Source organism: Pseudomonas lini, from assembly GCF_030812475.1.
GTDB lineage: Bacteria > Pseudomonadota > Gammaproteobacteria > Pseudomonadales > Pseudomonadaceae > Aquipseudomonas > Aquipseudomonas lini_A.
The window spans coordinates 75,876-96,161 of sequence record NZ_JAUSSR010000011.1; the positions used below are offsets into that span (position 1 = coordinate 75,876).

A 20,286-nucleotide genomic window follows, 5' to 3' on the forward strand; every position below is an offset into this window, starting at 1 on the left:
TAGTTAACCCGCTCTTAATTTACCCAAACCCGAGCATTACGGAACATGCGCATCCACGGTGCATCTTCGTTCCAGTCTTCCGAACGCCACGAGTTCTGCACGGCGCGGAATACTCGCTCCGGGTGCGGCATCATGATGGTCACGCGACCGTCACGGCTGGTCAGCCCGGTAATGCCACGCGGCGAGCCATTCGGGTTGGCCGGGTAGTTTTCGGTGACCTTGCCGTGGTTGTCGACGAAACGCATCGCCACGCAACCGGACAGATCGGCTTCCAGCAACGCTTCTTCGCTGGCGAACTCGGCATGACCTTCACCGTGGGCGATGGCGATCGGCATGCGCGAACCGGCCATGCCTTGCAGGAAGATCGAATTCGACTCCTGGACCTGAACCATCGCCACGCGCGCTTCGAACTGCTCGGAGCGGTTACGCACGAAGTGCGGCCAGAATTCGCTGCCCGGGATCAGCTCGTGCAGGTTGGACATCATCTGGCAACCGTTGCACACGCCGAGGGTGAAGCTGTCGTTGCGTTCGAAGAAGCCCTGGAAGGCATCGCGCGCACGGCTGTTGAACAACGCGGACTTGGCCCAGCCTTCACCGGCACCCAATACGTCGCCGTAGGAGAAACCACCGCAGGCCACCAGGCCCTTGAACTCGTTCAGGTCGACACGGCCAGCCAGAATGTCGCTCATGTGCACGTCGATCGCGTTGAAACCGGCGCGGTCGAACGCTGCCGCCATTTCCACCTGACCATTGACGCCCTGCTCACGCAGCACGGCAACCTGTGGGCGGATGCCTTTCTTGATGTAAGGCGCGGCGACGTCCTGATTGACGTCGTAGCTGAGCTTGACGCTCAGGCCCGGGTTGTCTTCTTCCAGCAGCACGTCGAACTCTTGTTCGGCGCAATCGGCGTTGTCACGCAGACGCTGGATCTGGTAACTGGTTTCAGCCCACTGGCGTTGCAGCAGACGACGCTGACCTTCGAATACGGTTTCGCCGTTGAAGGTGATGTTGATCTGGCCGTTGTTCATCGGCTGACCGATTACCGACACGCACTCGCCCAGACCGGCAGCACTGAACTGCGCGAGGATGTCCGGGGTGGCGTCCTGGCGAACCTGGATCACCGCGCCCAGTTCTTCGTTGAACAGGATCGCGGCGATGTCGGCAAAGGTTTCCGCCAGGCCGTCGAGGTTCAGGCTCAGGCCGCAGTGGCCGGCGAAGGCCATTTCCACCACGCTGGTCAGCAGACCGCCGTCGGAACGGTCGTGGTACGCCAGCAGGTGACCATCGGCGTTGAGGCCCTGGATCACCGCGAAGAAGGCTTTGAGGTCTTCGGCATCGTCAACGTCCGGCGCTTGCGAGCCGAGCTTGCCGTGAACCTGGGCCAGGATCGAAGCCCCCATGCGGTTCTGGCCACGGCCCAGGTCGATCAGGATCAGGTCGGTGGTGCCCTTGTCCATGCGCAGTTCCGGGGTCAGGGTCTGACGGATGTCAGCCACAGGCGCAAAACCGGTCACGATCAGGGACATCGGCGAGGTCACGGTCTTGTCTTCGCCGTTATCGTTCCAGCGCGTGGCCATGGACATGGAGTCCTTGCCCACCGGAATGGTAATTCCCAGGTCCGGGCACAACTCCATGCCGACCGCTTTCACGGTGTCGTACAGCCGGGCGTCTTCACCCGGGTGACCCGCCGCGGACATCCAGTTCGCCGACAGCTTGATGTCGGAGATCTTGTTGATGCGAGACGCGGCGATGTTGGTCAGGGTTTCGCCGATGGCCATGCGGCCCGACGCCGGAGCGTCCAGCAGGGCCAGCGGAGTGCGCTCGCCCATGGCCATGGCTTCACCGGTGTAGACGTCGAAGCTGGTGGCGGTGACGGCAACGTCGGCCACCGGAACCTGCCATGGGCCGACCATCTGGTCACGGGCCACGAGGCCGGTGATGGTGCGGTCGCCAATGGTGATCAGGAAACTTTTGCTGGCCACGGCCGGGTGATGCAGGACGCGTTCGACGCAGTCTGCGATCTCCAGGGTCGACGGATCGAAATCGTCGCCCAGTTCGTTTTCGCGAACGGCCGAACGGTGCATGCGCGGAGCTTTGCCCAGCAGCACTTCCAAGGGCATGTCCACCGGGCTGTTACCGAAGTGGCTGTCGGTGACCGTCAGCTGCGGTTCGGCAGTGGCTTCGCCGACCACGGCAAACGGGCAGCGCTCACGTTCGCAGATCGCCTGGAAGCGCTCGAAATCCGCAGGACCGACTGCCAGAACGTAGCGTTCCTGGGATTCGTTGCTCCAGATTTCGTGCGGGGCCATGCCCGGCTCGTCGTTTGGAATATTGCGCAGTTCGAAGCGACCGCCACGGTTGCCGTCGTTGACCAGTTCCGGGAAGGCGTTGGACAGACCGCCCGCGCCGACGTCGTGAATGAAGCTGATCGGGTTTTTGTCGCCCAGCTGCCAGCAACGGTCGATGACTTCCTGGCAGCGGCGTTCCATTTCCGGGTTTTCGCGCTGTACCGATGCGAAGTCCAGGTCGGCCGAGCTGGTGCCGGTGGCCATGGAGGAAGCCGCGCCGCCGCCCAGGCCGATCAACATCGCCGGGCCGCCGAGCACGATCAGCTTGGAGCCGACGGTGATCTCGCCTTTCTGCACGTGTTCGGCACGGATGTTACCCATGCCGCCGGCGAGCATGATCGGCTTGTGGTAACCGCGAACTTCGTCGCCACGGGGCGTGGTGATCGACTGTTCGAAGGTACGGAAGTAACCGGTCAGGGCCGGACGACCGAATTCGTTGTTGAACGCGGCACCACCCAGTGGGCCTTCGATCATGATGTCCAGCGCGGTGACGATGCGCTCAGGCTTGCCGTACGGCACTTCCCACGGCTGTTCGAAGCCCGGGATTTGCAGGTTGGACACGGTGAAACCGGTCAGGCCAGCCTTTGGCTTGGCACCGCGACCGGTTGCGCCTTCGTCGCGAATCTCGCCACCACTGCCGGTGGATGCGCCCGGGAACGGGGCAATCGCGGTCGGGTGGTTGTGGGTTTCGACCTTCATCAGGATGTGCACCGGTTCCTGCACCGCACCGTACTGGCGGGTTTCAGGGTCCGGGAAGAAACGGCCGGCGACGTTGCCGACGATCACCGAAGCGTTGTCCTTGTAAGCGGACAGCACGCCTTCGCTGTGCATCTGGTATGTGTTCTTGATCATGCCGAACAGGCTTTTTTCCTGGCTCTGACCGTCGATATCCCAACTGGCGTTGAAGATCTTGTGACGGCAATGCTCGGAGTTCGCCTGGGCAAACATCATCAGTTCGATGTCGTGCGGGTTGCGCTTCAAGCCGACGAAGGCGTTGACCAGGTAGTCGATCTCGTCTTCGGCCAGGGCCAGGCCCAGCTCGGTGTTGGCTTTCTCCAGCGCGGCGCGGCCGCCACCCAGCACGTCGATCGCGGTCAGGGGCTTGGGCTCGGCGTGGCTGAACAGACCGGCGGCCTGTTCCAGGCTGGCGAGGACGATCTGGGTCATACGGTCGTGCAATGCGTCAGAGATCAGCTGTGCTTCAGCATCGCTGAACTGGCCGGCAACGTAGAACGCGATGCCGCGCTCCAGGCGCTGGATCTTGCCCAGGCCACAGTTGCGAGCGATGTCGCTGGCTTTACTGGACCATGGCGAAATGGTGCCGAAACGCGGCAACACCAGGAACAGACGACCGGTCGGTTCCTGTACTGGAACACTTGGGCCGTACTTCAGAAGGCGCGCAAGCACCTGCTGTTCGTCGCCGGTCAGGACGCCGGCAACTTCGGCGAAGTGAGCGAATTCAGCATACAGGCCGCTGACAGCCGGGACTTTCTGGCTCAGTTGCTCAAGGAGTTTGCTGTGGCGAAAGGCAGAAAGGGCAGGAGCGCCGCGCAGGATCAACATCTTCGGGACAGCCTCGGGAAGGGGTGTGCTTTGAGGCCGTGCATTCTAGCCTAAACAGGCCGCGACATCACTCGAAACGGTACGCACGGCCGTACCCGGACGTCGGGCCGCCTCCATGGCGCCGCAACCCTGGCGCTCCGGGAGGGGCGCCAGGGGTTATTTTTTGTGTCATGAAGTGCCGAGAAAGCCCGTTCCTGCGGGCTCATGGCGAGTTTTTCACCCTCTAGCAGACTAGCCCTTCGCTGTCGAGATATGGCGCTCGTGGTCCTTTGCGTATACTGCGCAGATGTTTTCCCCAACGGCTTTGCGTCCGCGGTACGCCAAATGGCTGATCGCAACCGGACTCTTCCTGATGCTCAGTGGCTGTGTTGATAAACCCAACACACTCGAGCGCGTAAAGGAGGATGGCGTGCTGCGGGTGGTTACCCGAAACAGCCCGGCCACCTACTTCCAGGATCGCAACGGTGAAACCGGCTTCGAATACGAGCTGGTGAAGCGCTTCGCCGACGATCTGGGGGTGGAGCTCAAGATCGAAACCGCCGACAACCTCGACGACCTGTTCAACCAGGTGGGCAAGCCCAATGGCCCGGTGCTGGCTGCCGCCGGCCTGGTCGCCAGCGAGCAGCGCAAGAAACAGGTGCGGTTTTCCCACTCCTACCTGGAAGTCACCCCTCAGATCATCTACCGCAACGGCCAATCGCGGCCAACCGATGCGAAGGATCTGGTGGGCAAGAAGATCATGGTGCTCAAGGGCAGCACCCACGCCGAGCAGCTGGCGGAACTGAAAAAGAAGTACCCCCGCATCGAATACGAAGAGTCCGACGCCGTTGAAGTCGTCGACCTGCTACGCATGGTGGACGAAGATCAGATCGACCTGACCCTGGTCGACTCCAACGAAGTCGCGATGAACCAGGTCTATTTCCCCAACGTGCGAGTGGCCTTCGATCTCGGCAATGCCAGCAACCAGAGCTGGGCCGTAGCGGCTGGCGACGACAACAGCCTGCTGAACGAGATCAACAGCTACCTCGACAAGGTCAAGAAGAACGGCACCCTGCAACGTCTCAAGGACCGCTATTACGGGCACGTCGATGTGCTCGGCTATGTGGGCGCCTACACCTTCGCCCAGCACTTGCAGCAACGGTTGCCCAAGTACGAGAAGCACTTCAAGGCCTACGCCAAGGAAGAGAAAGTCGATTGGCGCCTGCTGGCCGCGGTCGGTTACCAGGAATCGCTGTGGCAGGCGGCCGTCACCTCCAAGACCGGTGTGCGCGGGCTGATGATGCTGACCCAGAACACCGCACAGGCCATGGGGGTATCCAATCGCCTCGACCCCAAGCAGAGCATCATGGGTGGCGCCAAGTACCTGGCCTACATGAAGGAACAGCTGGACGGCTCGATCCAGGAGCCGGATCGCACCTGGTTTGCCCTGGCGGCCTATAACGTTGGCAGCGGTCATCTGGATGACGCGCGCAAACTGGCGGCGAAGGAAGGGCTCAATCCCGACAAGTGGCTGGACGTGAAGAAGATCCTGCCGCGGCTGTCCGAGAAGAAGTGGTACAGCAAAACCCGCTACGGCTACGCCAGGGGTGGCGAGCCGGTGCACTTTGTGGCGAACATTCGTCGCTACTACGACATCCTGACCTGGGTCACTCAGCCGCAGCTTGAAGGCGACCAGGTCGCCGAGGGCAGCCTGCATGTGCCGGGGGTCGACAAGACCAAGCCCAACCAGGAAACCCCGCCGCTCTAAAAGCCACCACAAACCAATGTGGGAGCGAGCCTGCTCGCGAATACGGTTCAACATTCAACATTTCCGTTGACTGTTGCACCGCTTTCGCGAGCAGGCTCGCTCCCACAGGGTTTTTTGCTCGGTTTAAGCTTTTGCGGCAGCCAGGATCAGCGCTTTCATTTCCGACACCGCCGACTTGAACCCGACGAACAACGCATGGGCCACCAGCGCATGGCCGATGTTCAGTTCGTTGATGCCCTTGATCGCCGCGACCGCTTCGACGTTGTGATAATGCAAACCGTGGCCGGCATTGACGATCAGGCCCTGGGCCAGGCCAAACGCAACGCCATCGGCCACGCGCTTCAATTCTTCAGCCACTTGCGTCGGCGTCTCGGCATCCGCGTAACGACCGGTGTGCAACTCGACGGCAGGCGCCCCCACACGACGGGACGCTTCGATCTGCCGCTCGTCCGCATCGATGAACAGCGACACTTCACAGCCGATCTTCGCCAGGCGATCCACCGCCGCCTTGATTCGTGCTTCCTGCCCCGCTACGTCCAGACCGCCCTCGGTAGTCAGTTCCTGGCGGGTTTCCGGAACCAGGCAAATGTGCGCCGGGCGGATGCGCTCGGCGAACGCCATCATTTCTTCGGTGACGCCCATTTCGAAGTTCATGCGGGTTTGCAGCACGTCCTTGAGCAGCAGCACGTCGCGCTCCTGGATGTGCCGGCGGTCTTCGCGCAGGTGCACGGTGATGCCGTCAGCGCCCGCCTCTTCGGCGTCGAGTGCTGCCTTGACCGGATCCGGATAACGAGTGCCCCGGGCCTGGCGCAGGGTGGCAACGTGGTCGATGTTCACGCCGAGAAGAATGCGATTGCTGGTGGTCACGGAAGCGCTCCTGAAGAAGGGAAAGTTCGGTGCACAGCATACACGGGGAGCCAGGGTCTGTTGACGTTTGGTGGTGGACATGCCGGGCGCCGTCGCGGTCACCATCGAGCGCCAACAGACCCTACGGCTTGCGAAACAACTCACGACTGACCAGCGGACGACCACCCAGATGAACGGCCAGTGCCTGGCGCATCAAGCGCTTGGCAGCGGACAGCGCACCAGGTGCGGACCAGTCGGCATCGGCCATGGCCAGCAACTCAGTGCCGTTGAACAGGCCCGGTTGTAGCAGGTAGACCCGCTCCAGGCCCGCATCCACTTGCAAGCGGTAGAGGCCATCCGGCGCGATGGGGTCACCGTGGATGTCGGTGCTCAATGCAAAGCCATAACCGAGGTCGTCGAGCAAACGCCATTCGAAGGAGCGCAGCAAAGGCTCCAATGGACGGCCTTCGGCCAGGGCGAGCAAGGTCGCGGCGTAGTGATCGAAAACCGCGGGATGAGGGTCTTCAGCGGGCAGCAGACGGATCAGCAATTCGTTGAGGTAGAGACCGCTGAACAGCGCCTCGCCGTTGAGCCAGGTGGAAACACCGGCGCTTTCCATGCGGCCGACGTTTTTCAACTCGCCCCGGCCACGGAACTCGACTTCCAGCGGCACGAAAGGCCGCGCCAATGTCCCGGCCTTGCCCCGTGCGCTACGCAACACCGCCCGCAGCCGACCTTGCGGCGTGAGGAAGTCCACCAGCGCGCTGCTTTCGCGGTAGGCGCGGCTATGGAGGACGTAGGCGGGTTGGCCGATGGGAGGGGTTTGGGACATGGAAGTCAGCGTTCTCAATGAGTCAGCACAGATTTATAAACCACCCAAAACCAATGTGGGAGCGAGCCTGCTCGCGATGAGGCCTCCACATTCAACATATCTGTCGACTGTCAGGCCGCTATCGCGAGCAGGCTCGCTCCCACAGGGGTACTTCGGTGTATCAGGAACCGGTGTTACAGGTCGCCATAACCCAGCGAACGCAAAGCGCGCTCGTCGTCGGACCAGCCGCCCTTAACCTTGACCCACAGGTTGAGCATGATCTTGGAGTCGAACAGCAGCTCCATGTCCTTGCGCGCCTCGGTGCCGATGCGCTTGATGCGCTCGCCCTTGTCGCCAATGATGATCTTCTTCTGGCCGTCACGTTCGACGAGGATCAACGCGTGGATATGCAGGGTTTTCCCCTGCTGTTTGAACTCTTCGATTTCCACGGTGATCTGGTACGGCAGCTCGGCGCCCAACTGGCGCATGATTTTCTCGCGCACCAGCTCGGCGGCAAGGAAGCGGCTGCTGCGGTCGGTGATCTGGTCTTCCGGGAAGAAGTGATCGTTTTCCGGCAGGTAACCGGCAATCACCCGCTCCAGCGCGTCGAGATTGTGCCCGTGCTGGGCCGAGATCGGCATGATCTGCGCGTTCGGCAGCTGTTCCTGCAACCAGGTCAGGTGCGGCATCAGCTCGGATTTGTCTTCGATGCGATCGGTCTTGTTCAACGCAACGATCAGCGGGCCGGTGACGTACTGCACGCGCTCGAGGACCATCTGGTCTTCATCGGTCCACTTGGTGCGGTCAACCACGAAGATCACCACGTCAACGTCTTTCAACGCCGCCGAAGCGGTCTTGTTCATGTAGCGGTTCAGCGCCTTTTCGCCACCCTTGTGCATGCCCGGGGTGTCAACGTAGATCGCTTGCACGTCGCCTTCGGTCTTGATCCCGAGCATGTTGTGGCGGGTGGTCTGCGGCTTGCGCGAGGTGATCGCGAGCTTCTGGCCGAGGATGTGGTTCAGCAGCGTGGACTTGCCCACGTTGGGACGGCCGACGATGGCAACATAGCCACAGCGAGTTGCATTTGAATCAGTCATTGCCATTCTCCACACCCAGGGCAATCAGTGCTGCGGCGGCCGCTACCTGTTCGGCAATACGACGACTCACACCCTGACCTCGGCTTTTTTCATTCAGTAAGGTGATTTCACATTCGACGAAGAACGTCCGGCAATGCGGCTCACCCTGGATATCCACCACTTCGTAACGCGGCAGCTCACAACCCCGGGACTGCAGAAATTCCTGCAGGCGGGTTTTCGGATCTTTGTTGGTATCGACCAGCGTCAGGCCTTCGAACTCCCCGGCCAGCCAGGCCAGTACGCGCTCGCGCGCCATCTCCATGCCGGCGTCCAGGTAGATCGCGCCAATCAGCGCTTCCAGGGCATCGGCCAGAATCGACTCACGACGGAATCCGCCGCTTTTCAACTCGCCGGAACCCAGGCGCAGGTACTCGCCCAGATCGAAACCGCGGGCCAGCACGGCCAGGGTCTCGCCTTTCACCAGGCGGGCGCGCAAACGCGACAGCTGGCCTTCGCGGGCCAGCGGGAAGCGATCGAACAGCGCCTCGCCGGCGACGAAGTTGAGGATGGCATCACCGAGGAATTCCAGACGTTCGTTGTTGCGCCCGGCAAAGCTGCGGTGAGTCAGGGCCAGGACCATCAGTTCCTGGTCCTTGAAGGTGTAGCCGAGCTGACGCTCGAGACGGCTTAAGGAGACGCTCACGGTGTACCCACGCTGAGTTCGTGGCTGGATTCCACCGCCATCGCCAGGGTGCGGCGCAGGCTTGGGACAATTAACGCTGTGTTCAAAAATTACGTCCTGAATATCATTGTTTTCATGCTTCGGGGGCCGATTGTACCGGTTCCAGAAATGCATTCGGCGCTGTGTTCAACAGCGCCGTGTGTGATTACTTGATCAGCCCGACCCGCGAGAAATTCGGCAGGTGACTGAGTTTGGGTTCCGGCCAGCTCATCCAGACCGCGAAGGCCTTGCCGACGATATTCTTGTCGGGAACCATGCCCAGCAGATCCTTGGGAATGCTCGGATCATCCCAGAAGCGACTGTCGTTCGAGTTGTCGCGGTTGTCGCCCATCATGAAGTAGTGGCCGGCGGGCACGGTCCACGAATGGTCCGGAGCAGCGCGGTAGCGGCTCATCTCCTTGCGGATCAAATGCTCGGCGACACCGAGTTTTTCCTTGTAGAGCTCGGCGCTGCCCAGCGTTCCCGGCTCGGAGCCGACCAGTTGTTCGGCAATCGATTCGCCGTTGACGAACAGGCGCTTGTCGGCGGTATAGCGAATCTGGTCACCCGGCAGGCCCACGACACGCTTGATGTAGTTGACGTTCGGATCGCTAGGGTAGCGGAACACCATCACATCGCCGCGCTGCGGATCACCGACATCGATGATTTTCCTGTCGATCACCGGCAAGCGGATCCCGTAGGAAAACTTGTTCACCAGAATGAAGTCGCCAACGTCCAGGGTCGGTTTCATCGAGCCGGAAGGAATCTGGAACGGTTCCACCAGGAACGAACGCAGTACCAGCACGATGAACAACACCGGGAAGAACGACTTGCCGTATTCGACCAGCAGCGGCTCTTTGTTCAGTTTCTCGACCACCAACCCGTCAGGCTGGCTGACGCTGCCCTGATAGGAGGCAATGGCCGCACGCCGACGCGGCGCCAGGAAAACCAGATCGAGCAACGCCAACAGGCCGCAGACGAACACGGCGATGACCAGCAACAGCGGGAAATTTAGTGACATAGGACCTAACTATCCAACCTGAGCACTGCAAGGAAGGCTTCTTGTGGAATTTCCACGTTGCCGACTTGCTTCATGCGTTTCTTACCGGCCTTCTGCTTCTCCAGCAGTTTTTTCTTACGGCTAACGTCACCGCCGTAGCATTTGGCCAATACGTTCTTTCTGAGTGCCTTGACCGATGTCCGCGCAATGATCTGCCCACCAATGGCGGCCTGGATCGCGACGTCGAACATCTGGCGCGGAATCAGTTCTTTCATCTTCTCGGTCAACTGGCGACCTTTGTAGTGCGCGTTATCCTTGTGCACGATCAGCGCCAGGGCGTCGACCTTGTCACCGTTGATCAGCACATCCAGTTTCACCAGATTAGCCGATTGATAACGGTCGAAATGGTAGTCCAGCGAAGCATAGCCGCGGCTGGTGGATTTCAGACGGTCGAAGAAGTCCAGCACCACTTCGTTCATCGGCAGATCGTAGGTCACCTGGACCTGGGTACCGAGGAACAGCATGTCGTGCTGCACGCCACGCTTTTCGATACACAGGGTAATGACGTTGCCCAGGTGCTCTTGCGGCACAAGAATATTGGCCCGCACGATCGGCTCACGCATGTCTTCGATCGAGGACAGGTCCGGGAGCTTGGACGGGTTATCGACGTAAATCGTTTCACCGGTTTTCAGCAACAGCTCGAAAATCACCGTCGGCGCCGTGGTGATCAGGTCCAGGTCGTACTCGCGCTCCAGGCGCTCCTGGATGATCTCCATGTGCAACATGCCGAGGAACCCGCAACGGAAGCCGAAGCCCAGGGCGTCGGAGCTTTCCGGGGTGTACTGCAGGGACGAGTCGTTGAGCGTGAGCTTTTGCAGGGCTTCGCGGAAGTCTTCGAAGTCGTCGGAGCTGACCGGGAACAGGCCGGCGTAAACCTGCGGCTGAATGCGTTTGAAGCCGGGCAGCACGTCAACATCGGGGGTGGAGCTCAAGGTCAGGGTGTCACCCACCGGCGCACCGTGAATGTCCTTGATGCCGGCGATGATGAAGCCCACTTCGCCAGCCTTCAGGTCGACGGTGGCGGTGTGTTTCGGGTTGAACACACCGACGCTGTCCACCAGGTGGATCTTGCCGGTGGACTTGACCAGAATCTTGTCGCCCTTTTTCACACGGCCATGACGCACGCGTACCAGGGACACAACGCCCAGGTAGTTGTCGAACCAGGAGTCGATGATCAACGCTTGCAGCGGATCTTCGTAGTTGCCGGTCGGCGCGGGAATGGTGTGAACCAGACGTTCGAGCACTTCGTCGACGCCTAGGCCGGTCTTGGCGCTGCACTCGACCGCATCGGTGGCATCGATGCCGATGATCTTCTCGATTTCTTCCTTGACGCGGTCCGGGTCGGCCTGCGGCAGGTCGATCTTGTTCAGCACGGGCATGACTTCCAGGCCCTGCTCGATCGCCGTGTAGCAGTTGGCAACCGACTGCGCTTCCACGCCCTGGCCGGCATCGACCACCAGCAACGCACCTTCACAGGCCGCCAGCGAGCGGCTGACTTCGTAGGTGAAGTCGACGTGGCCCGGGGTGTCGATGAAGTTCAGCTGATACTTGATGCCATCGCGAGCGGTGTAGTACAGGGTGACGCTGTGGGCCTTGATGGTGATCCCGCGTTCACGTTCCAGGTCCATGGAGTCCAGTACCTGGGCTTCCATTTCGCGCTCGGCAAGGCCGCCGCACATCTGGATGAAGCGATCGGCCAGCGTCGACTTGCCATGGTCAATGTGGGCGATGATGGAGAAATTGCGGATATGACTCAAATCACTCACGGATCAACACTCAAAAAGGCTGCAGGCATAGCCCGCCGAAAAATAGCCGGGAATTGTACCTGATCCACGGCGCAAGCGTCACGTTTGCAGGTCGGACGGCATGTACAAAAACGCCCCGGCTTTGCGGCAGGGGCGTTTTTTTGTCATCGACCAGCGCGGGAAATACCCGCAATCAGCCGGCCCGGCGCAGCAGCCAGAGCCCGGCCAGGGCGCAAATACTGGCCGGCAACAGCACCGCAAGGAGCGGCGGAAAACCGAACACCAGGCTCGAAGGCCCCAGCAGATCCTGGACGATGCGGAAGGTAAAGCCCACCAGCACACCGGTGAACACCCGCTGACCGAGGGTCACCGAACGCAATGGACCGAAGATGAAGGAAATCGCCATCAGCACCAGGGCCGCGGTGACCAGCGGCTGCAATACCTTGACCCAAAAAGCCAGCCAATAACGACCATTGTTCAGGCCCTGGTCAGCCAGGTAGTGGATGTAACCCCACAGGCCGGTGATCGACAGCGAATCGGGGGACATCACCACCGTGCTGAGCAATTGCGGGCTGAGTGCCACGTTCCAGCGCTCGACCGGGGCCGTCACCACTTCGGTGCTCTTTTCATGGAACAACGTGGTCGTGACGTCGCTCAGCTGCCAGTGATCCTTGTCGAATTCCGCGCGCTTGGCGAAGCTCGAAGACAGGATGTGGCGTTGATCATCGAAGCGATAACGGGTCACGCCATACAGCAGGCCGTTGGGCTGCACCGAGTTGACATGAATGAACTCGTCACCCTGGCGGTGCCACAGGCCGTGCTTGGCGCTTTGCGCATCGCCGCTGCCCTGGGCCAGGGAACGATTGGCCTGGGCAGTGACTTCCGTCGCCGGAGCGACGTACTCGCCAATCAGCAGTCCCACGACCATCAGCACCAGCATCGGCTTCATGACCGCCCAGACGATCCGCCCGACCGACACCCCCGCCGCGCGCATGATCGTCAGTTCGCTGTGACTGGCCAGGCTGCCGAGGCCGATCAGGCATCCGATCAACGCCGCCATCGGCAACATGTCGTAAAGACGGCGCGGCGCGGTCAGCAGCACGTAGCTCAAGACATCGACCAGAGTGTAGGTATCGCTGACGTCACTCATCTCGTCGATAAAGGCGAACAGCGTCGCCAGGCCGAGAATGATCCCCAGCACGGCCAGGATTGCCATGAACACACTGCTGCCGATGTAGCGATCGAGCTTAACCACGGGCCACCTCCAGCGCGCTGCGGCGACTTGCCATTTTCAAGCGCAGTGGCTCCCAATAGAGCAGGCCCAGGCCGATGACCAGGAAAATCGCATGCACCCACCACAACCCCAGCGCCGGCGGTATCTTGCCCTTCTCGAGGGCGCCGCGAGCGGCAATCAGGATCGACAGGTAGGCCATATAAAGAAGAATCGCCGGCAGCAGCTTGAGGAAACGCCCCTGGCGCGGATTGACCCGGGACAGCGGCACGGCCATCAGGGTCACGATGAACACCAGCAACGGCAACGACAGACGCCACTGCAATTCGGTGCGGGAACGAATGTCGTCGCTGCCCAGCAGGGAGCCGGTGGGCATCGCGTCACGGTCGGTGACTTCATCGCTGACGTCCGGCTTGGGCAGCAATACGCCGTACTCGTCATACTTGATCGCCCGGTAGTCGGCCTGACCCGGATTACCGTCATAGCGATAGCCGTTTTCGAGAATCAGGTAGCGGTTGCCGTCGGCGCGGATTTCCTGGCGCCCGTTCTCGGCCACCAGCACGGAAATGCCGCGATCCTTCTTGTTCTCCGTCGAGATGTTCTTCTGCGAAATGAAGACGCCGCCGAGGTTGATGCGGTCATCCGACAGCGTTTCGGTGTAGGTCACCCGCGTTCCGTCGCGCAACGCCTGGAAACGGCCGGGCTCGAGGGTATCGAACTCGGTCAGGGCATCCTGCTTGTTCAGCAGCAACTGGAACTGATTGGCCCCTTGCGGCGCCAGGCTCAGGCTGAGCCACGCCACCACCAATGCCACCAGGGTCGCCGGAAACAACGTCATTGCCAACAGCCGCTGCTGGCTCATGCCGGTGGCCGACAGTACGGTCATTTCGCTTTCAAGGTACAAACGACCGTAAGACAGCAGAATCCCCAGGAACAGGCCCAACGGCAGAATCAACTGCAAAAAACCCGGCAGGCGAAAACCCATGATCAGAAACAGCGAGCCTGGATCCAGAAGGCCGGCAGCCGCCTGGGCGAGGTATTTGATGAAGCGTCCACTCATGATGATGACCAGCAGCACCGCACTGACGGCGCTCAAGGTCAACAGGACTTCTCGAGACAGATAACGAAAGACAATCAAACCAGACACTCCAGGGTTGTCAGGCTAAGGCGGCCAAACAAGCAAACGTATCAGACGGCCCGCAGGGCAGAGCCGCCGAAAAAGTTGGCGCATTATCCTGTGATTGGGTGCGCCTGTCACGGCGCAATGGTGCGGTCGTGCGTGTAGGAGCGAGCTCGCTCGCGATGGACATCAACGATAACGCGGGCCTCCTGGCCCCCCACGGCGGTCTTGGTTTTTTCGCGAGCAGGCTCGCTCCTACAATCGTAGGGCCAAGGGTTGTCAGGCGCCCGTAGCGAGGTTCAAACTGCGGCCTTTGTCGCAGACCGCGTCTTGCGTCTTTCTATTTATAAGCAAGTTCATACGCTTGCGTTGTTGACCCATCATTCAGGGACCCGGACATGGAACTGGTTGTAAAAAGCGTTAGCCCAGAAACGTTGAAGACCGCCACTCTGGTGGTCGCCGTCGGCGAAGACCGCAAGCTCGGCGCCACCGCCCGCCAACTCGACGAACTGAGCGGCGGCACCATCAGCGCGGTGCTCAAGCGTGGCGACCTGGCCGGCAAGGTCGGTCAGAGCCTGTTGTTGCACAGCGTGCCGAACCTCAAGGCCGAGCGTGTGTTGCTGGTGGGCGTGGGCAAGGACGAAGAGCTGGGCGACCGCCCGTTCCGCAAAATCGTCGCCGGCATTCTCAACACCCTCAAGGGCCTGGGCGGCAACGATGCCGTGCTCGCCCTGGATGAAATCGTGGTCAAGGGCCGCGACAGCTATGGCAAGACCCGCCTGCTGGCCGAAACCCTGGTGGACGGCGAATATACCTTCGATCAGTTCAAGAGCCAGAAAGCCGAGCCCCGCGCCCTGAAGAAAGTCACCCTGGTGACCATCAAGGCAGCCCAGGCCGAAGTCGAGCGCGCCGTGGCCCATGCCACCGCCATCGCCAATGGCATGGCGTTTACCCGCAACCTGGGCAACTTGCCGCCGAACATTTGCCACCCGACCTTCCTCGGTGAACAGGCGAAGAGCCTGGGCAAGGAATTCAAGAGCCTGAAAGTCGAAGTCCTCGATGAGAAGAAGATCAAGGACCTGGGCATGGGCTCGTTCTATGCCGTTGGCCAGGGCAGTGCCCAGCCACCGCGCCTGATCGTCATGCAGTACAACGGCGGAAAGAAATCCGAGAAACCGTACGCACTGGTCGGCAAGGGCATCACCTTCGACACCGGCGGCATCAGCCTGAAACCCGGTGCCGGCATGGATGAAATGAAGTACGACATGGGCGGCGCCGCCAGCGTCTTCGGCACCCTGCGTGCCGTGCTCGAACTGAAGCTGCCGATCAACCTGGTGTGCATCCTGGCCTGCGCCGAGAACATGCCGAGCGGCAACGCTGCGCGTCCTGGCGACATCGTCACCACTATGAGCGGCCAGACCGTGGAAATCCTCAACACCGACGCCGAAGGCCGTCTGGTGCTGTGCGATGCCCTGACCTACTCCGAGCGTTTCAAGCCGCAAGCGGTCATCGACATCGCCACCCTGACCGGCGCCTGCGTCGTCGCTCTGGGCTCCCATACCTCGGGCCTGCTGGGCAACAACGACGAATTGATCGGCCAACTATTGCGCGCCGGCCAGTCCGCCGACGACCGCGCCTGGCAACTGCCGTTGTTCGATGAGTACCAGGAACAGCTGGACAGCCCGTTCGCTGACATCGCCAACATTGGCGGTCCGAAAGCCGGCACCATCACCGCGGCCTGCTTCCTGTCGCGTTTCACCAAGAACCTGAACTGGGCGCACCTGGACATCGCCGGCACGGCCTGGACCAGCGGCGGCAAGGACAAGGGCGCCACTGGTCGTCCGGTTCCCCTGCTGACCCAATACCTGCTGGACCGCGCCAAAGCCTGAATATCGCTCACTGACCACTGTAGGAGCGAGCTTGCTCGCGAAAAACTCAAGATCACCGCGATGAACCTGGTTTCCCGCGTAATCGTTGACGACCTTCGCGAGCAAGCTCGCTCCTGCAGATTCCGCGGAAGTTGATTCCAGGAACCGCAATGACCAAAGTCGACTTCTATATCCTGCCCAGCGCCGATCCGTCGGCGCGCCTGGATTTCGCCTGCAAGCTCACCGAGAAAGCCTGGCGCATGGGCCACCGCATCTACCTGCACTGCAGCGATGCCGCCCAGCGTGACGATCTCGATGCGCGCCTGTGGGCTTTCAAGGGCGAAAGCTTCGTGCCGCACGGCCCCGCCGAAAGCGAGCCGGATGGTGTGATCGTGCTGGGCCTGGGCGATGACTGCGGTCCGCACCAGGATCTGCTGCTCAACCTCGACCTGACAGTCCCGACCTTCGCCGGGCAATTCGCTCGCGTGGCGGAAGTGGTGGTTGAAGATCCGACGATTCGTCAGGCCGCGCGGGAGAGTTTCCGCTTCTACCGCGAACAGGGCTATCCTCTGCAAGATCACCGTCTACAGCGACTCTGAGCATTCCGATGGACACTCCAAAACAGCAACAGTCCGCGCACCTGCTGGACGACCTCGAGTCGATCCGGCAACTGCTGGGCGACGACAACCTACAACCGCCCCTGCTGACCGATACGGTCGAGGACGATGACCGGGAACAGATTCCGATGTTGTTCGATGCGGTCAGCGCGTCCCAGCCTGCGGCCGAACCGACACCACCCACCCCGGCCGCCGAGCCCTCACCTGCGGCCGATAAAGGCCAGGACGCCCTGCTGCATCTGGATGGCGAACTGCGCTCCGCCGCCATGCTGATCATGCAAGACGTGATCGACGACTTCGCCCCGCACATCGAAACCGAAATCAAACGGCGGCTCGCTGCGCGGATGGATCGGTTGCTCAGCCAATACGAATAGACACCACCATTCCAATGTGGGAGCGGCGGTGCGACGATTCGACTTGCTCGCGAAGAGGCAGTGACATTCAACATTTGTGTTGGATGACAGGCTGCCTTCGCGAGCAAGCCCGGCTCCCACATTGTTTTTGTGCAATGGCTGATAGTCAGCTCACCCCGTGATCAACTCGCCCTCTGCCCCATGCCCCGCTATACTTGCCGGCTTTTCCTGAATAAATGCCAATAGGGTCCCGCCGCGCATGGATAAGACCTACCAGCCGCACGCCATTGAAACTTCCTGGTACAACACCTGGGAGTCAGAAAATTACTTCGCCCCGCAAGGCGCGGGCGAGTCCTACACCATCATGATCCCGCCGCCGAACGTCACCGGCAGCCTGCACATGGGTCACGGCTTCAACAACGCGATCATGGACGCCCTGATCCGCTTCCGCCGCATGCAGGGTCGCAACACCCTGTGGCAGCCGGGCACCGACCACGCCGGTATCGCCACGCAAATGCTGGTGGAGCGTCAACTCGAAGCCCAGGGCCAGAACCGTCACGACCTCGGCCGCGAGAAATTCCTCGAGAAAGTCTGGGAATGGAAGGATCAGTCCGGCGGCAACATCAGCCGTCAGATCCGCCGCCTCGGCTCGTCGGTGGACTGGAGCCGTGAGCGCTTCACCATGGACGACGGTCTCTCGGAAGCGGTTAAAGAAGCGTTCGTGCGCCTGCACGAAGACGGCCTGATCTATCGCGGCAAGCGCCTGGTCAACTGGGACACCAAGTTGCACACGGCGATTTCCGACCTCGAAGTGGAAAACCACGATGAGAAAGGCTTCCTGTGGAACCTGAAGTACCCGCTGGCCGACGGCGCCAAGACCGCTGAAGGCAATGATTACCTGATCGTCGCGACCACTCGCCCGGAAACCATGCTCGGCGACGCCGCCGTGGCCGTTAACCCGAACGATGAACGCTACAAGGCCCTGATCGGCCAATTTGTCGAGCTGCCGCTGGTTGGCCGCCGCATCCCGATCATCGCCGACGATTACTGCGACCCCGAATTCGGCACCGGCTGCGTGAAAATCACCCCGGCCCACGATTTCAACGACTACGAAGTCGGCAAGCGCCACAACCTGCCGCTGCTGAACATCTTCGACAAGAACGCCAACGTTCTGCCTGCAGCCCAGGTGTTCAACCTGGACGGCACGCTGAACACCGACGTCGACGGCAAGCTTCCGGCCGAATACGCCGGTCTGGACCGTTTCGAAGCACGCAAACAGATCGTTGCAGCATTCGAAGCCGCCGGCCTGCTGGTCAGTGTCGACGATCACGGCCTGAAAGTGCCCAAAGGCGATCGCTCCGGCACCATCATCGAGCCGTGGCTGACCGACCAGTGGTACGTGTCCACCAAGCCACTGGCCGAGCCGGCCATCGCAGCGGTCGAAGACGGCCGCATCCAGTTCGTGCCAAAACAGTACGAAAACATGTACTTCTCGTGGATGCGCGACATCCAGGACTGGTGCATCAGCCGTCAGCTGTGGTGGGGCCACCGGATTCCGGCGTGGTACGACGAGTCGGGCAAGGTCTACGTCGGTCGCGACGAAGCCGAAGTACGGGCCAAGAACAACCTCGGCCCGGACGTTGCGCTGCAACAGGACAATGACGTTCTCGACACCTGGTTCAGTTCGGGCCTGTGGACCTTCTCCACCCTCGGCTGGCCGGAGCAGACCGAATTCCTGAAGAAATTCCACTCCACCGACGTGCTGGTGACCGGTTTCGACATCATTTTCTTCTGGGTTGCCCGGATGATCATGCTCACCATGCACCTGGTGAAGAACGAAGACGGCACGCCGCAGGTTCCGTTCAAGACCGTTTACGTGCACGGCCTGGTACGCGACGGCCAGGGTCAGAAGATGTCCAAGTCCAAGGGCAACGTCCTTGACCCGCTGGACATCATCGACGGCATCGAGCTGGAAGAGCTGGTGCAGAAACGCACCTCCGGCATGATGCAGCCGAAGCTGGCGAAGAAGATCGAGAAGCAGACCCGCGACGAGTTCGCCGACGGCATCGCCAGCTACGGCACCGACGCCCTGCGTTTCACCTTCTGCTCGCTGGCCTCCACCGGTCGCGACATCAAGTTCGACATGGGCCGCGTCGAAGGCTATCGCAACTTCTGCAACAAGATCTGGAACGCTGCACGCTACGTGCTGGACAAGGGCGAAGACTGCGGCCAGAACGGCGAAGCCTACGAGCTGTCGTTGGCGGATCGCTGGATCATTTCGCAGCTGCAACGTACCGAAGCCGAAGTGACTCGTCAGCTGGACCAGTTCCGCTTCGACCTGGCGGCACAAGCCTTGTACGAGTTCATCTGGAACCAGTATTGCGACTGGTACCTGGAATTGTCCAAGCCTGTGCTGTGGGATGAAAATGCACCGGTCGAACGTCAGCGCGGCACTCGCCGCACGCTGGTTCGCGTACTGGAAGTCGCGTTGCGTCTGGCGCACCCGTTCATGCCGTTCATTACCGAGGAAATCTGGCAGCGCGTCGCGCCGCTGGCCGGTATCGAAGGCAAGACGATCATGCTGCAACCGTGGCCAGTGGCTAACGAAGCACGCATCGACCAGGGCGCCGAAGACGACATCGAATGGCTCAAGGGCCTGATGCTCGGCACGCGTAACATCCGTGGCGAAATGAACATCGGTCCGGGCAAGCCGCTGAACCTGTTCCTGAAGAACGTCAGTGCCGAAGATCAGCGTCGCCTCACCGAGAACGAAGCGCTGCTGAAGAAGCTGGCGCGCCTGGAGTCGATCACCGTTCTCAAGGCTGGCGAAGAAGCACCGCTGTCCGCCACCGCACTGGTGGGCGAGATGGAAGTGCTGGTGCCGATGGCCGGCCTGATCGACAAAGACGCCGAACTGGCTCGTCTGGACAAGGAAATCCTGCGTCTGCAGGGTGAAGTTCAGCGCGTCGGCGGCAAGCTGTCCAACGCCGGCTTCGTTGACAAGGCGCCGGCCGAAGTCATTGAGAAGGAACGCGCCAAACTGGCTGAAGCGGAACAGGCTTTGGGCAAACTGGCCGAGCAACATGCGCGGATTGCCAGCTTGTAATAATCTTGAAAATTAGTTGCAAACCAAAACGCTCCGATTAACGGGGCGTTTTTTTTGGATATTCATTTGACGTT

The 20,286-nt window shown here is 61.0% G+C and carries 14 protein-coding genes; 5 read left to right on the forward strand and 9 right to left on the reverse strand.

Going from position 1 to position 20,286, the window contains the following annotated elements; genetic code table 11:
• Positions 1–14: 14 nt before the first annotated feature.
• Entirely contained in the window at positions 15–3,911 is a 3,897-nt protein-coding gene (gene purL / locus J2W17_RS21205; protein ID WP_307338781.1) for a phosphoribosylformylglycinamidine synthase, read from the reverse strand.
• 286 nt (positions 3,912–4,197) lie between these two features.
• Here purL and mltF point away from each other — a divergent pair, with 286 nt between their 5' ends.
• Positions 4,198–5,658: a membrane-bound lytic murein transglycosylase MltF gene (gene mltF / locus J2W17_RS21210; RefSeq protein WP_307338783.1), complete on the forward strand. Its 1,461-nt coding sequence runs from the start codon at positions 4,198–4,200 to the stop codon at positions 5,656–5,658.
• 123 nt (positions 5,659–5,781) lie between these two features.
• On the opposite strand, the gene pdxJ is transcribed toward mltF, so the two are convergent.
• The 8 genes from pdxJ to lptF form a co-directional block, all read right to left on the reverse strand.
• A complete protein-coding gene (pdxJ, locus tag J2W17_RS21215; protein WP_307338785.1) occupies positions 5,782–6,525 on the reverse strand; it encodes a pyridoxine 5'-phosphate synthase in 744 nt (247 codons plus the stop codon).
• 121 nt (positions 6,526–6,646) lie between these two features.
• Complete coding sequence (recO, locus tag J2W17_RS21220) at positions 6,647–7,336, reverse strand: DNA repair protein RecO (protein WP_307338788.1); 690 nt, start codon at positions 7,334–7,336, stop codon at positions 6,647–6,649.
• A 173-nt stretch (positions 7,337–7,509) separates the two neighbouring features.
• Entirely contained in the window at positions 7,510–8,412 is a 903-nt protein-coding gene (gene era, locus J2W17_RS21225) for a GTPase Era (protein WP_307338791.1), read from the reverse strand.
• Positions 8,405–9,094, reverse strand: a complete 690-nt coding sequence (rnc, locus tag J2W17_RS21230; RefSeq protein WP_150746886.1) for a ribonuclease III — start codon at positions 9,092–9,094, stop codon at positions 8,405–8,407. Before rnc ends, era begins: the two co-directional genes overlap by 8 nt.
• 184 nt (positions 9,095–9,278) lie before the next feature.
• On the reverse strand, positions 9,279–10,133 hold the full coding sequence (lepB, locus tag J2W17_RS21235; protein WP_307338795.1) for a signal peptidase I: 855 nt from the start codon (positions 10,131–10,133) through the stop codon (positions 9,279–9,281).
• Between the two features lie 5 nt (positions 10,134–10,138).
• Positions 10,139–11,938: a translation elongation factor 4 gene (lepA, locus tag J2W17_RS21240; RefSeq protein ID WP_042932348.1), complete on the reverse strand. Its 1,800-nt coding sequence runs from the start codon at positions 11,936–11,938 to the stop codon at positions 10,139–10,141.
• A gap of 172 nt (positions 11,939–12,110) precedes the next feature.
• Positions 12,111–13,172, reverse strand: coding sequence for an LPS export ABC transporter permease LptG (lptG, locus tag J2W17_RS21245; protein ID WP_307338801.1), 1,062 nt, complete (start codon positions 13,170–13,172; stop codon positions 12,111–12,113).
• Positions 13,165–14,286: an LPS export ABC transporter permease LptF gene (lptF, locus tag J2W17_RS21250; RefSeq protein WP_307338804.1), complete on the reverse strand. Its 1,122-nt coding sequence runs from the start codon at positions 14,284–14,286 to the stop codon at positions 13,165–13,167. Before lptF ends, lptG begins: the two co-directional genes overlap by 8 nt.
• A gap of 380 nt (positions 14,287–14,666) precedes the next feature.
• Between lptF and J2W17_RS21255 the strand changes: the two genes are divergently transcribed.
• From J2W17_RS21255 to J2W17_RS21270, 4 genes are all read left to right on the forward strand, one after another.
• Positions 14,667–16,157 carry a leucyl aminopeptidase gene (locus tag J2W17_RS21255; RefSeq protein ID WP_307338808.1) on the forward strand — a complete coding sequence of 497 codons (1,491 nt, stop codon included), beginning with the start codon at positions 14,667–14,669 and terminating at the stop codon, positions 16,155–16,157.
• Positions 16,158–16,306: 149 nt separating this feature from the next.
• Positions 16,307–16,735, forward strand: coding sequence for a DNA polymerase III subunit chi (locus J2W17_RS21260; protein ID WP_307338811.1), 429 nt, complete (start codon positions 16,307–16,309; stop codon positions 16,733–16,735).
• 8 nt (positions 16,736–16,743) lie between these two features.
• Positions 16,744–17,127 (forward strand): DNA polymerase III subunit chi, encoded by a 384-nt coding sequence (locus J2W17_RS21265; protein WP_307338814.1) that lies wholly within the window; start codon positions 16,744–16,746, stop codon positions 17,125–17,127.
• Positions 17,128–17,365: 238 nt separating this feature from the next.
• Entirely contained in the window at positions 17,366–20,212 is a 2,847-nt protein-coding gene (locus tag J2W17_RS21270; protein WP_307338817.1) for a valine--tRNA ligase, read from the forward strand.
• The last annotated feature ends 74 nt before the right edge of the window (positions 20,213–20,286 follow it).

Bases quoted from the DNA above. Each gene is read 5' to 3' on its own strand.
- J2W17_RS21265 (WP_307338814.1), top strand. From the start codon at position 16,744: ATGGACACTCCAAAACAGCAACAGTCCGCGCACCTGCTGGACGACCTC.
- J2W17_RS21270 (WP_307338817.1), top strand. From the start codon at position 17,366: ATGGATAAGACCTACCAGCCGCACGCCATTGAAACTTCCTGGTACAAC.
- lepB (WP_307338795.1), bottom strand. From the start codon at position 10,133: ATGTCACTAAATTTCCCGCTGTTGCTGGTCATCGCCGTGTTCGTCTGC.
- recO (WP_307338788.1), bottom strand. From the start codon at position 7,336: ATGTCCCAAACCCCTCCCATCGGCCAACCCGCCTACGTCCTCCATAGC.
- J2W17_RS21255 (WP_307338808.1), top strand. From the start codon at position 14,667: ATGGAACTGGTTGTAAAAAGCGTTAGCCCAGAAACGTTGAAGACCGCC.
- era (WP_307338791.1), bottom strand. From the start codon at position 8,412: ATGACTGATTCAAATGCAACTCGCTGTGGCTATGTTGCCATCGTCGGC.
- J2W17_RS21260 (WP_307338811.1), top strand. From the start codon at position 16,307: ATGACCAAAGTCGACTTCTATATCCTGCCCAGCGCCGATCCGTCGGCG.
- purL (WP_307338781.1), bottom strand. From the start codon at position 3,911: ATGTTGATCCTGCGCGGCGCTCCTGCCCTTTCTGCCTTTCGCCACAGC.
- mltF (WP_307338783.1), top strand. From the start codon at position 4,198: ATGTTTTCCCCAACGGCTTTGCGTCCGCGGTACGCCAAATGGCTGATC.